This is a genomic window from Lonsdalea populi (genome assembly GCF_015999465.1).
Classification (GTDB): Bacteria; Pseudomonadota; Gammaproteobacteria; order Enterobacterales; family Enterobacteriaceae; genus Lonsdalea; species Lonsdalea populi.
On record NZ_CP065534.1, the window covers coordinates 1,257,997 to 1,270,400 of the forward strand.

Annotated in this window: 12 protein-coding genes; 5 read left to right on the forward strand and 7 right to left on the reverse strand. The window is 56.4% G+C overall.

Going from position 1 to position 12,404, the window contains the following annotated elements; genetic code table 11:
• Positions 1-8: 8 nt before the first annotated feature.
• Positions 9-953 (reverse strand): CDF family zinc transporter ZitB, encoded by a 945-nt coding sequence (gene zitB / locus I6N93_RS05635; protein ID WP_373853829.1) that lies wholly within the window; start codon positions 951-953, stop codon positions 9-11.
• A 247-nt stretch (positions 954-1,200) separates the two neighbouring features.
• On the opposite strand from zitB, the gene aroG reads away from it, so the two are divergent.
• Complete coding sequence (gene aroG / locus I6N93_RS05640; protein WP_085685561.1) at positions 1,201-2,253, forward strand: 3-deoxy-7-phosphoheptulonate synthase AroG; 1,053 nt, start codon at positions 1,201-1,203, stop codon at positions 2,251-2,253.
• 367 nt (positions 2,254-2,620) lie between these two features.
• On the opposite strand, the gene gpmA is transcribed toward aroG, so the two are convergent.
• From gpmA to modE, 5 genes are all read right to left on the reverse strand, one after another.
• The gene (gpmA, locus tag I6N93_RS05645) at positions 2,621-3,373 is read right to left on the reverse strand and encodes a 2,3-diphosphoglycerate-dependent phosphoglycerate mutase (protein WP_085685559.1); all 753 of its coding nucleotides are present in this window, start codon (positions 3,371-3,373) and stop codon (positions 2,621-2,623) included.
• A gap of 350 nt (positions 3,374-3,723) precedes the next feature.
• Positions 3,724-4,797: a galactose-1-epimerase gene (galM, locus tag I6N93_RS05650; protein ID WP_085685557.1), complete on the reverse strand. Its 1,074-nt coding sequence runs from the start codon at positions 4,795-4,797 to the stop codon at positions 3,724-3,726.
• A gap of 75 nt (positions 4,798-4,872) precedes the next feature.
• The gene (gene galE, locus I6N93_RS05655) at positions 4,873-5,889 is read right to left on the reverse strand and encodes a UDP-glucose 4-epimerase GalE (protein WP_085685555.1); all 1,017 of its coding nucleotides are present in this window, start codon (positions 5,887-5,889) and stop codon (positions 4,873-4,875) included.
• A gap of 260 nt (positions 5,890-6,149) precedes the next feature.
• Entirely contained in the window at positions 6,150-7,622 is a 1,473-nt protein-coding gene (modF, locus tag I6N93_RS05660; protein WP_085685553.1) for a molybdate ABC transporter ATP-binding protein ModF, read from the reverse strand.
• A 71-nt stretch (positions 7,623-7,693) separates the two neighbouring features.
• Complete coding sequence (gene modE / locus I6N93_RS05665) at positions 7,694-8,485, reverse strand: molybdenum-dependent transcriptional regulator (RefSeq protein ID WP_085685551.1); 792 nt, start codon at positions 8,483-8,485, stop codon at positions 7,694-7,696.
• A 202-nt stretch (positions 8,486-8,687) separates the two neighbouring features.
• On the opposite strand from modE, the gene I6N93_RS05670 reads away from it, so the two are divergent.
• The 4 genes from I6N93_RS05670 to modC all read left to right on the forward strand — a co-directional run bounded on the left by I6N93_RS05670 (position 8,688) and on the right by modC (position 11,505).
• Positions 8,688-8,843, forward strand: coding sequence for an AcrZ family multidrug efflux pump-associated protein (locus I6N93_RS05670; RefSeq protein WP_085685549.1), 156 nt, complete (start codon positions 8,688-8,690; stop codon positions 8,841-8,843).
• Between the two features lie 141 nt (positions 8,844-8,984).
• Complete coding sequence (modA, locus tag I6N93_RS05675; protein WP_085685548.1) at positions 8,985-9,758, forward strand: molybdate ABC transporter substrate-binding protein; 774 nt, start codon at positions 8,985-8,987, stop codon at positions 9,756-9,758.
• Entirely contained in the window at positions 9,758-10,447 is a 690-nt protein-coding gene (modB, locus tag I6N93_RS05680; RefSeq protein WP_085685546.1) for a molybdate ABC transporter permease subunit, read from the forward strand. Before modA ends, modB begins: the two co-directional genes overlap by 1 nt.
• Complete coding sequence (gene modC, locus I6N93_RS05685) at positions 10,447-11,505, forward strand: molybdenum ABC transporter ATP-binding protein ModC (protein ID WP_085685544.1); 1,059 nt, start codon at positions 10,447-10,449, stop codon at positions 11,503-11,505. Before modB ends, modC begins: the two co-directional genes overlap by 1 nt.
• 49 nt (positions 11,506-11,554) lie before the next feature.
• Here modC and I6N93_RS05690 read toward each other — a convergent pair whose 3' ends face one another.
• Positions 11,555-12,373 (reverse strand): pyridoxal phosphatase, encoded by an 819-nt coding sequence (locus I6N93_RS05690; RefSeq protein WP_085685542.1) that lies wholly within the window; start codon positions 12,371-12,373, stop codon positions 11,555-11,557.
• Positions 12,374-12,404: the final 31 nt, after the last annotated feature.

Sequence of the window (12,404 nt, forward strand, 5' to 3'; positions counted from 1 at the left end):
GAGCGCCATCAGTGGTGATGATGGTGGCGCTCTCCAGCCACTTGCTGAATGTGGCAGTGGCCGTGATTGCAGTGGTGATATTCCATCTGAATGGTCACGTGATCTATTTGATAATGCTGCAGCAGGTACTCCTGAATTTGTTGCAACAGGGCATCGTGATCGTCAGGGGGCGTCACCTGCGCGTGCAGCGTTAGCAGCGGTTTTTCGCCGACCTGCCACAAGTGGACATGATGCACGTTCTGCACCGCCGGAATATCGGCTATCAAATCCCGCTTTAACGCTTCGGCATCAATTTGGGCAGGCGAACCTTCCAGTAACTCATGAAGACTTTCTTTCAGCAATCCCCAGGCGCTGCGTAATATCAGCACCGACACCACCAAAGACAAAATGGGGTCAATCGGCGTCCAACCGGTCATCATGATAATCAGCGCCGCGATAATCGCGCCGACCGAACCCAGCATATCTCCCAGCACATGCAGAGCCGCTGCTCGAACGTTCATATTTTTTTCGCCGCTGCCTCGATGTAACAGCCAGAATGCGAGCAGATTAACCAATAGACCGCCGACTGCGATGATCAGCATCGGGACACCTGCCACCGGTTGGGGATGGCTAAAGCGCTGGAAAGCTTCCCAGCAAATCCATACGGTGATGATAAATAACGCGATGGCATTTACGAAAGCCGCGAGCGTGGTCAGCCGCAGGAAGCCGAAGGTGTGGTTGGCGGTGGGTCGGCGTGCAGAGAAGCGGACGGCCAGTAAGGCCACCAGTAGCGAGGCGGTATCGGTCAGCATATGTCCGGCGTCCGCCAGCAGCGCCAGAGAGCCGGACAGCAGCCCACCGACCGTTTCAACCACCATGAAAACGGCGGTGATCGTAAATGCCGCCAGTAGTCGTTGACTATTGTTCTGTTCGTTAGAGCGAGATTGGGTCATCGAATGGCTTCCTGTTTGCATGCCGGTTTTAACTGTATGTGAAGTGGGGCGATAAAACCAGATAAGCATCGGGAAAGGGCATTCATTGCTGGCAAGCACCGCAGACACCTGTGTATTCCTCGGTCGAGGGTGAATTATTCAGGGATTTTAGTCATGGGCTTGTTTTATAATGCGCCATCCATGGCGTTTGTGCTTTTATTTGTGGCTGAGAGGATTGTGGGCAATGACCACAGGCCAAGCTCACCGTTCGGGAATCATTGGGATTACTATGAGTTATCAAAACGACGATTTAAGAATCAAAGAGATCAAAGAGTTGTTGCCACCTGTCGCTCTGTTGGAGAAATTTCCCGCGACGGAAAATGCCGCTAAGACGGTGTCCCAGGCCCGTACAGCCATCCATAAAATACTGCACAGCGGCGACGATCGTCTGCTGGTGATCATCGGTCCTTGCTCTATCCACGATGTTAAAGCCGCAAAAGAGTACGCGGCTAAACTGCAGGAACTGCGACAGGAATTGCACGGCGAGCTGGAAGTCGTGATGAGGGTCTACTTTGAGAAACCGCGCACCACGGTGGGCTGGAAAGGGCTTATCAACGACCCGTACATGGATCACAGCTTCCAGATCAATGACGGCCTGCGCATCGCACGCAAACTGCTGCTGGATATCAACGATACCGGTCTGCCGGCGGCGGGTGAGTTCCTGGATATGATCACGCCGCAGTACCTTGCCGATCTGATGAGTTGGGGTGCGATTGGCGCGCGTACCACCGAGTCTCAGGTGCACCGTGAACTCTCTTCCGGTCTGTCCTGCCCGGTTGGGTTCAAAAACGGTACAGACGGCACCATCAAGGTCGCTATCGATGCGATCAACGCCGCTCAGGCGCCGCACTGCTTCCTGTCCGTGACCAAATGGGGTCACTCCGCAATCGTGAATACGAGCGGCAATCACGATTGCCACATTATTCTGCGCGGCGGTAAAGAGCCCAACTACAGCGCGAAGCACGTTCAGGAAGTCAAAGCCGGCTTGGAAAAAGCCGGGCTGACGCCGCAGATGATGATCGACTTTAGCCACGCGAACAGCAGCAAACAGTTCAAGAAACAGATGGACGTCGGCGCCGACGTTTGCGCCCAGATCGCCGGTGGGGAAAAGGCCATCATGGGGGTGATGATCGAAAGTCATCTCGTCGAAGGCAATCAGAACCCAGATAGCGGCGAGCCGCTGGTATACGGTAAAAGCATTACCGACGGTTGCGTTGGTTGGGATGATACTGCGACGCTGCTGCGTCAGTTAGCTGACGCAGTGCGTCAACGCCGCGGCTAATCGTCTGTCAGCGCCATGAAAACCACCGCCTGAAGTGAACTGCACCCTAAAAGTTGGACATCTAACGAGTAAGGTGGCAGTTCATATGGGCGGTGGTTTTACATCGGGGATAATGAAGGGATAAGGGGATGGATGTGTTCTCGCCCTGTTGCCGTCTCGTTTAGCCGATCCCGTTCCAGTCAGCCCCTTAGATGTCGGTTACAGATATCGTCTGAGAATGCTTGCATCGGCTTAGTCAGCGTCTGCAAGGTTGTCCTCAGAGTAAAGTGACTTCCCCGCAGTCTTAAATCTCCTCTTAAGAAGTGATTTAGCACTGGCCATAAAAAACCCGGCCTAAGCCGGGTTTTTTTATGGGGTGAAAGCTGAATTACTTCGCTTTACCCTGGTTCGCTACTGCTGCAGCTTTCGCGGCGATTTCGTCCGCGTTGCCCAGGTAGTAACGTTTAATCGGTTTGAAGTTCTCGTCGAATTCATAAACCAGCGGTACGGCAGTCGGGATGTTCAGCTCCAGAATTTCGTCTTCACTCAGGTTGTCCAGGTATTTCACCAGCGCACGCAGTGAGTTACCGTGAGCAGCAATGACTATGCGCTCACCGGTTTTCAGGCGCGGCAGAATGGTTTCGTTCCAGAATGGTACAACGCGATCGATGGTCAGTGCCAGGCTTTCAGTCAGCGGCAGCTCTTCGTCGGTCAGGGAAGCGTAACGTGCATCGTGGCCCGGGAAACGTTCATCTTCACGAGTCAGTTCCGGCGGAGTAACGGCAAAGCCGCGACGCCACAGTTTCACCTGATCGTCACCGTATTTTTCAGCGGTTTCGGATTTGTTCAGTCCCTGCAAAGCGCCGTAATGGCGTTCGTTCAGTTTCCAGCTTTTCTCTACTGGCAGCCAGGCCTGATCCAATTCGTCCAGCACGTTCCACAGTGTGTGGATGGCACGTTTCAGCACGGAAGTGTAAGCGAAATCGAAAGAAAAACCTTCTTCTTTCAGTAATTTACCAGCTTGTTTGGCTTCGTTGACGCCTTTTTCAGACAGTTCAACGTCCATCCAGCCGGTGAAGCGGTTTTCCTTGTTCCACTGGCTTTCGCCGTGTCGTACCAGTACCAGCTTAGTTACAGCCATAGCTTAACTCCTTCAGATCCTAAGATTTCTGTAATGACTGGCCACATTATAGGGCTGTAGAACAGTCATCGGCAATCGCTTGTCGTCTCACTGTCAGTTTATTGCGCGCAATTGCGGCATAAAACAGCCAGCTTGATCGGTTCAGCTTGTCACTTTCCCCAAATGCCAGTGTGTCGGGGGACCGATGACCGAAAGTCGCGGCCAGCGGGCGGCATTAAAACCGACGAACCATATAGTATCCCCTGGTGACTATTCGAGCCACCTATCGCCGGTAAGGGCTGCGGGTAGTGTACTCATAATCAGCCAATGATTTTTGATCTGACCTAAGGTCGCGGACATTAGTCCAGCCATCAGCTATCGAGATGGTAGAGCACGTTCGGCGCATCATCGAAGAAAAACCGATGGACGGTCAGCGACAGGTAGGTTTCTCCCGGCCTGAGCCAGCAGTCAGGCTGCGGCCATTCGGAGTGATGAGGGCTATCCGGTAAAAACTCGCTTTCGAGCGCGATGCCGGCGCAGTGGGGGTAGCGGCCGCCGTTGCGGTCTGGCGTACCTTCAAGCGCATTGCCGGTGTAAACCTGCAATGCGGGTGCGCTGGTGCTGACGTCCAATCTGATCCGCTTATCGCTGGACCACAACACGGCGGCGGGATGGGGCGCGGGCGTGTCCTGCCGCAGTAAAAAGGCATGGTCATAGCCGCCGACCGCGCGTTGATCGTCGTCCGTCAAAAAATCCTGCTGCAGCGTTTTCAGCAGACGGAAATCCATGCTGCTGTCGGCTACGGGCTTGAGCTCGCCAAAAGGGATGCCTTGTGCGTCGGTCGGCAGGAAATGGTCGGCGAACAGCTGGAGGTGGTGCCGACGCACATCCTCAAACGTCCCATCGAGGTTAAAATAGGCGTGGTTGGTCAGGCAGACCGGGCAGGGACTATCGACCTCTGCACGATAGGCGATCGTCAACTGATTGTCGTCGGTGAGATGATAATGCGCTTCTACGATGAGATGACCGGGAAAGCCCTGATCGCCCGCCGGAGAGTGCAGCTGATAAGTTATGGCATTCTCGCTGTGCTGGACAATCTGCCAACGACGCGCATTAAACCCGACAGGGCCGCCATGCAGCTGATTTTTTCCGCTGTTGGCCACCAGAGGTGTGACATGTCCGCCTTGCTCAATGACCGCATTGGCAATTCTGTTGGCGTAACGACCGACGGATGCACCCATGTAGGCGCTCTGATGGGGATAATGTTCGGGCGTGCAGCCGAGCAGAACTTCGCGCGTCTCATTCGATGACAGCGGCAGAAGGCAGGAGGTCCACGTCGCGCCCCAGTCCATTACGGTGACGCACATACCGGACGCGTTTCGCAGGAAATTCAGTTGAAAAGGCTGACCGTCAGGGGCCTGCGTACAGGACGTTTCACTATGCATTGCGCTCTCCACTTTGCGACTGACAACACGTCCCGCTCTGTGATGCGGCGCGGAGAGACGCCACTGCCGTCGAAATTAGTCAGGAAACCCCGTCGGATGAGAGGACTGCCAGCGCCAGACATCGGCGGCCATTTCATCCAGAGTCCGTGCCACGCGCCAGTTGAGATCGCGGGCCGCTTTTTCCGCATCCGCCCAGTAGGCGGGTAAATCGCCTTCACGTCGCGGCGCGAAGTGATAAGGGATGGGTTTGCCGCAGGCTTTGCTGAATGAGGCAACGACCTGCAGCACACTGTAACCTACGCCCGCCCCCAAATTATAGATGTGAACGCCGGGCTGGCGATGCAGCGTGTTCATGGCGGCGATATGGCCGTCAGCCAAATCGACGACGTGAATATAGTCCCTTACGCCGGTGCCATCGGCGGTGGGATAATCATTGCCGAATATTGCGAGAGAATCGCGGCGGCCGACGGCGACCTGCGCAATGTAAGGCATCAGATTATTGGGAACCCCCTGAGGATCTTCGCCCATTTCGCCCGACGGATGCGCGCCGACCGGATTGAAATAGCGCAGCAGAACGATACTCCACTCCGGTTCGGCGCGTTGCAGATCTTGTAGGATCTGCTCCACCATCAGTTTGCTGCGTCCGTAAGGACTGGCAGGCATTCCCGTGAGAAAACTTTCCTGGTAGGGGATCTGCGGCTGATCGCCATAGACGGTGGCCGAAGAGCTGAAGATGAGCGTTTTGACGTTGGCTTTTCTCATCGCCTCGACCAGCGTCAGCGTTCCATAGACGTTGTTATCATAGTAGTCGATCGGCTTTTGTACCGACTCGCCCACCGCTTTGAGTCCGGCGAAGTGGATCACGGCATCAACTGCGTGCTCGGAGAAAATTTCATCGAGCAACTGCCGGTCGCGGATATCGCCCTGATAGAAGATAGGAGTTTGGCCGCTGAGTCGCGCGATGGTGGGGATAACGCTCGCTTTGCTGTTGCACAGATTATCGACAATGATGGGCTGATGGCCTGAGGCGATCAACTGCACGCAAGTATGGCTTCCTATGTAACCGCTCCCACCCGTAACCAGTACCTTCATAATGACCTCTAGTCAAAAAATAGGGGAAAAGGGAGCACGCAAAGCCCGACGTCAAATCGATTGAAAAGGAAACAATGAGCTTTATTGAGCCTGATGCTCTCATCATGAAGACAGTGTACAAACTTCCGCGAAACAATTAAGTCTTTTACCTACAGAATAAGCCGAAAAGTAAAATTGTGAAATCGCTATCACGACGATGACCTGACGATGAGAACGTCAGGCGCACAGGCCGACGTCATCGCCAGCTTATGGTGAGATGATCAGCACGTTTCTTGCAGATAGCGGTAGCTTGGGCCTTCCGGCACAAATCGCAGGCGATGCGTAATGCAGTGCGGCGCATCTTCCGCATGATGCGAGACGAAGAGCAGCTGCGTGTCGCCTTCTCCAATCAGTCGGTCCAGCCAGCTGCGGATCAACTGACGATTAATCGGGTCCAGGCCCTGTAACGGCTCGTCGAGGATAAGCAGGGCGGGGTGTTTCACCAGCGCGCGGACGATCAGTACCAACCGCTGCTGTCCCCAAGACAGCGATTGGAAGGGCGCATCCGCCGTTGCATCCGGCAGTCCCAGTAGCGACAGCCACTGGGCCGTTAATTGGTTTTGCCGATCGGAAGGGATTCGATACACGCCGATAGAGTCAAAAAAACCGGAAAGAATGACGTGGCGAACGCTGATGCTGACGCGGTAGTCCATGTGCAGGCTGCTGCTGACGTAGCCGATATGCCGTTTAATGTCCCAGATGGTTTCACCGCTGCCCCGGCGGCGGCCGAACAGCGTCAAATCGTTGCTGTAGCCCTGCGGATGATCGCCGGTGATGAGGCTCAACAGCGTCGATTTCCCCGCCCCGTTAGGCCCGATAATCTGCCAGTGCTGGCCCGGCATCACGGTCCAACTGAGGTCGTCCAGTATCCGGCGGTCGTCGTAGCTCACAACGCCGTGATTAAGCCTGATCAAGGGCTGTGTCGATGTGGCTGAGGTCCCTTGCGGTCGCGGCGACTCCGGCTCCGGCAAACGCACATCGTGGTGTTTCTCGCTGTGGGCCAGCAGTGCTACCAGCTCATCCGCCATCATCTGTTTGCGTTTGCCGTGTCGGGTGAGCGAACAGTCCGCCAGCACGCCGACATATTCGACAAAAGCGGGAATATCTTCGAAGCGGTTGATGATCAGCACCAGCGTGTAGCCCTGTGTCGTTAATTGCCCTAACAGATTGCTCAACTGTCGACGGGAGGCTAGGTCCAGCCCATCGAACGGCTCGTCCAGAATCAGCAGGTCAGGCTGCGGCATCAGTGCCTGACACAGCATGGACTTACGTGCTTCCCCCGTGGACAGATGCTTGAAACGCCGTTGCAGCAGGTGGGCGATGCCGAACTGTTCGGCCAGCGCTGAACAGCGCGCGTCGTCCCTGACGGCGTCCTGAATCACTGCTGCGGTAGTTCGGCCGGCATCGTGTTCGCCTTCGCTCAGCATATCGGTATTGTTGCGCTGCCACTCCTGGCTTACCAACTGTTGCAACTGTTCGAACGACAGCCGTGCAATGCGCTGAAAGCTGCACTGCCGTTGGCCTTCCAGCAACGGCAACTCGCCGGATATGGCCTTTGCCAGCACCGATTTGCCGCTGCCGTTGGCGCCGACGAACGCCCAGCTCTCTTTCTGGCGAACGGTCAACTCATCCAGCCAAAACGTGCGGGTGTCGCTGAGCCGATAGCGTGCCTGATGCAGTTGCAAAAATGACATAGTGGTTTCCTTCGTAAGTATTCCTGCGCCCTAATAGAGGTTGGAGTGCGGGCCATCGGCGCGTGTGCGGCTCAGCACAGCGTGGCGATAATCACCTGTTCGGCGCTGAAGCTGGCGTTGACGAACTGGTCGGGCCGAAGCGCATATCGCTCCACGGTGGCGTTGGGGAGCGTCGCGCACAACACTTCTCCACCGGCCAATGTCACCAGTATTTCGCTATGATCGTGACCTGCTTGCAGATGAGTGATTTTGCCCGGCAGCACGTTATCCGCACCTGTCGCGGTCTGGTTCTGCGGCGTGACGCTGACCCAAGGCGCTTTGACCAGCGCCAGCACCTCTTTCCCCTGCGTCAGTTGCAAACGCTCCGCGCTCTGGGCGGTGACGGCGGCCTGAATTTGGGTTTCGCCGTCGGCCAGTAAAATCTTCAGGTGTTGCTGCACCGGCTGTTCCGCCCGGCCGATCAGCGTGCCGAACAGCTGATTGCGCGCGCTGGTTTGCAGCGAAAAACGCGCGATGGCGGCCAGCAGGCTGTCGAGCGGCAGCGTGTCCTGCTGTAGGACATCAAAGGCTTTCTGCTGAATCTGCGCCAACAGGTCATACAGCTGGATCAATCGTTCCCCGTAGCTTGTGACCGCCGCGCCGCCGCCGCCTTTACCGCCGGTTACCCGGTCGACGAGGGGCTGGTCGGCCAGTTGATTCATTTCGTTGATGGCGTCCCAGGCGCTTTTATAACTGATGCCGGCCAGCTTAGCTCCCTGACTGATGGAACCCGTCTGCGTGATCTGTTTAAGCAGCGCAATGCGGCGGGGATCGGCAAACAGACGGTGTTGCAGTTTCAGGGTAAGAAGAATTTCTGCTTGCATGGCAATAGGTTCCATTGAGAGACGCGCGTCGGCGAAAGGTATTGTCACCATTTTTCCTGCGGTGGGCAAATCGCACGAAAGGCCGCATTAATTCATACTTTTCGGGTAGACTGTTGACCAGCGCAGGCTAGCGTTTGACGATAGCCTGATGAATCTGAATCGCTGTCTTGCCACGACAGCTTTTGCTTCAAGTGAGGTCGACATGTTGGAGTTGCTGAAAAGTCTGCTGTTTGCGGTATGTATGGTGCCGGTGATGATGGCCTTGATTCTGGGGTGCATCTATGGTCTGGGCGAGGTGTTCAACGTCGTCTCCGCCCTTGGTCATCATGAGTCAAAATCTTCACACAAAGCGTCCTGAACCCCTTTTTTGAAAATCCGGCGTTCGCCGGATTTTACACTGCCACGATTCGGTCAATTCAGCTTCCACAAAGCGGATGCCATTTTGTCATGACCGTTATATTATTCCCTACACAACGATAAAATAACCGGAAACATCGTCATGCCGTATTCATGGAAAACGTGGCTGGCCGTATTCACATTAAGCCTGGGAATGATCGCTGCGGCCTGCGCCGCGACCGAGAAGGTGACGGTGTTCGCCGCCGCGTCGCTGACCAATGCGCTGCAGGAAATCGCCGAGCGTTATCAGCAAGAGAAACCGGTGTCGATCGTGGCGTCTTATGCCTCTTCGTCGACGCTGGCGCGTCAAATCGAGCAGGGCGCTCCCGCTGATATATTTATCTCCGCCGACCAGCAGTGGATGGATTATGCCCAGAACAAACAGCTGATCGAGAACGGTAGCCGCTATACGCTGTTGGGGAACGCGCTGGTAGTGATCGCACCGAAAAGTGCCGATGTCAAAACGATCGATATCAATGCCGCCACCGTCTGGAAAAGCCTGCTGAAAGGCGGTCGTCTGGCCGTCGGCGATCCGGACCATGTTCCTGCGGGTATCTACGCCAAAGAGGCGCTGCAAAATCTGAAAGCCTGGGACACCGTATCGCCGCTGATGGCCCGCGCCAGCGATGTGCGCGGCGCGTTAGCGCTGGTCGAGCGTGAAGAAGCGCCGCTGGGTATTGTCTATGGTTCCGATGCGGTGGCCAGCGCGAAAGTGAAGGTGGTGGGGACTTTCCCGGCCGGCAGTCATAAACCGGTAGAATACCCGGTCGCTATCGTTAAAAGTCACGACACGGCGGCGGCCAAATCCTTTTCTGATTATTTGAAAACGTCGCAGGCTGCTGACGTCTTCAAACGCCACGGCTTTACTCCGCGCTAATGTGGCTCAGCGACTATGAATGGCAGGCGATCCTGCTGAGTCTTAAGGTTTCTCTGTTAGCCGTGAGCTGTAGCCTGCCGCTGGGGATCCTGATGGCCTGGATCCTGGTGCGCTGTCGATTTCCCGGCAAGTCGCTGCTGGATAGCCTTATTCATTTGCCCTTGGTTCTGCCGCCGGTGGTTATCGGCTATCTGCTGCTGGTGGGTATGGGACGTAAAGGCGTGATCGGCGCCTGGCTCTACGAATGGTTCGGCGTCAGTTTCAGCTTCAGCTGGCGTGGTGCCGCGCTGGCCTCCGCCCTGGTGGCGTTTCCGCTGTTGGTAAGGGCGATTCGCCTGTCGCTGGAAACGGTGGATCCGCGTCTTGAACTGGCCGCACGCACGCTAGGCGCGCATCCGTGGCGCGTCTTTTTCACCGTCACGCTGCCCTTGACGTTGCCCGGTATTATCGTCGGTACGGTGCTGGCGTTTGCGCGCTCTTTGGGGGAGTTCGGCGCGACGATTACGTTCGTGTCCAACATTCCCGGTGAAACCCGCACTATCCCGCTCGCGATGTATACGCTGATCCAGACGCCTGGCGCGGAAATGCAGGCGGCCCGGCTGTGCCTCATCGCCATCGTGCTGTCGCTGCTGGCGCTGTTGCTGTCGGAATGGCTGACCGGCTGGAACCGGCGGCGGCTGGGGGGATAATGCTGCAACTGGATTTCTCTCAGCAGTTGGGCGATCTGTCGCTCAGCGTCACATCGGCTCTGCCTGCCAGCGGTATTTCCGCGATATTCGGCGTTTCCGGCGCGGGAAAAACGTCGCTGATCAATGCGATTGCCGGGCTGACCCGGCCCGATCGCGGACGTATTCAGCTCAACGATCGGGTGCTGACGGATATCGAACGCCGCATCTCTCTGCCGCCCGAGCAGCGCCATATCGGCTATGTTTTTCAGGATGCGCGGCTCTTTCCTCATTATCGGGTCGCAGGCAATTTGCGCTACGGCATGGTGCCAGCCATGCGCGGGCAGTTTGACGATATCGTGCAGTTGCTGGGGATTGAACATCTGTTGAAACGGTATCCGCTGACCCTGTCAGGGGGGGAAAAACAGCGGGTGAGCATCGGCCGGGCGCTATTGACTGCGCCGGATCTGTTGCTGATGGACGAACCGCTGGCCTCGCTGGACGCGCCGCGCAAGCGAGAGTTGTTGCCTTATCTTGAGCGGTTGGGACGTGAGGTGAAAACGCCGATCCTCTACGTGAGCCATAGTCTGGAGGAGATCTGGCGTCTGGCGGACCGCGTCTTGGTGCTGGACCAGGGCGAGGTCAAAACGCAAGGCGAGCTGGAAACGGTATGGGCCAGCAGCGCGTTGCGGCCCTGGCTGCCACGCGAGGAGCAAAGCACTATCCTGAAGACGAACGTGCTGCAGCAGCATCCACGTTATCCAATGACCGCGCTCATGCTGGGAGACCAGCATCTGTGGGTGCAGAAAATTGACGCGCCGCTCTACAGCGCGCAGCGCATCCGTATCAATGCGGCGGATGTCTCGCTGACATTGGAACAACCCACGGGGACCAGTATTCGTAACGTGCTGGCGGCGCGGGTGACGGAGTGTCTGGAGGTCGGCGATCAGGTTGAGGTCAAACTGCGGGTCGGCGGTCAGGCCCTGTGGGCGAAAATCACCCCGTGGGCCAGAGATGAGCTGGGATTGTGCCCGGACCAACGGCTGTTCGCGCAGATCAAAAGCGTTTCAATCACGCCTTGATCTGTGTTCCGGAACAGGCTGCCGGCATGGCAGCCTGTGCGCCGTGCAATCAAAGAATTCGTTTCATAATCAGTTCTGCAATGCCCGGTTCTTCGTTGTGACCGATCACGACATCCGCGCTCTCTTTAACCGCATCGGCGCTGTTGCCCATCGCGACGCCCAGACCGACCGTAGAGAGCATGCTGATGTCATTGAAGTTGTCGCCGAAAGCGACGATATCCTGCATCTGCAGCCCTTGCTCTTCCACCCAGCGGCGCAGCAGCTTGCCTTTGCTGTTGCCGGACTGAGCCACATCGACCTGATCCTTCCACGACCATTCGCAGGTGACGCCGAGCCCTTGTTCCACTTGTTGCGCGAAACCATTCAGGTGGGCATTGTCCGGATGGTGAGTGGCGAATTTCCAGATCTGATGCGCGCGCGAGGTTTCTTCCTCCAGACTCTCCACGTGGCGGAAGTGGGGTCGTTGGTCTGCCGGCAGCGTTTCAGACCAGGCCAGAGCGCGGACGACGTGACCGGTCGGTTTTTCATAAAACATGTGGTCGTCGGCGTACATCAAACCGTGGATATCGAACTGCTGCAGTTTTTTCAGCACGCCTCTGGCCTGTTCCGACGTCAGCGGATGACCTTCCGAGGTACGCTTTGTCTGATAATGATACAGATAAAAGCCATTACAGCAGATAGCAGGTGTGTCAAGCTCTAGCGCCTGATAAAAAGGGCGGATGGCCGAGTGATGACGACCGGAAACGATCAGTACCTTGATCCCGGCCTGCCGAGCCAGGGCAAGCGCTTCCACCGAAGCAGGCAGAATGGTCTTCTTTGCAGTAAGTAAAGTGCCATCTAGATCGAGGGCGATTGCGCGATAGGTCATCGTGATTTCTCTCGGGTTATAGGTAAACTTT

What these genes read in the sequence shown, in the direction of transcription:
- zitB (WP_373853829.1), bottom strand. Translation starts at nt 953, where the DNA reads ATGCAAACAGGAAGCCATTCGATGACCCAATCTCGCTCTAACGAACAG.
- aroG (WP_085685561.1), top strand. Translation starts at nt 1,201, where the DNA reads ATGAGTTATCAAAACGACGATTTAAGAATCAAAGAGATCAAAGAGTTG.
- gpmA (WP_085685559.1), bottom strand. Translation starts at nt 3,373, where the DNA reads ATGGCTGTAACTAAGCTGGTACTGGTACGACACGGCGAAAGCCAGTGG.
- galM (WP_085685557.1), bottom strand. Translation starts at nt 4,797, where the DNA reads ATGCATAGTGAAACGTCCTGTACGCAGGCCCCTGACGGTCAGCCTTTT.
- galE (WP_085685555.1), bottom strand. Translation starts at nt 5,889, where the DNA reads ATGAAGGTACTGGTTACGGGTGGGAGCGGTTACATAGGAAGCCATACT.
- modF (WP_085685553.1), bottom strand. Translation starts at nt 7,622, where the DNA reads ATGTCATTTTTGCAACTGCATCAGGCACGCTATCGGCTCAGCGACACC.
- modE (WP_085685551.1), bottom strand. Translation starts at nt 8,485, where the DNA reads ATGCAAGCAGAAATTCTTCTTACCCTGAAACTGCAACACCGTCTGTTT.
- I6N93_RS05670 (WP_085685549.1), top strand. Translation starts at nt 8,688, where the DNA reads ATGTTGGAGTTGCTGAAAAGTCTGCTGTTTGCGGTATGTATGGTGCCG.
- modA (WP_085685548.1), top strand. Translation starts at nt 8,985, where the DNA reads ATGCCGTATTCATGGAAAACGTGGCTGGCCGTATTCACATTAAGCCTG.
- modB (WP_085685546.1), top strand. Translation starts at nt 9,758, where the DNA reads ATGTGGCTCAGCGACTATGAATGGCAGGCGATCCTGCTGAGTCTTAAG.
- modC (WP_085685544.1), top strand. Translation starts at nt 10,447, where the DNA reads ATGCTGCAACTGGATTTCTCTCAGCAGTTGGGCGATCTGTCGCTCAGC.
- I6N93_RS05690 (WP_085685542.1), bottom strand. Translation starts at nt 12,373, where the DNA reads ATGACCTATCGCGCAATCGCCCTCGATCTAGATGGCACTTTACTTACT.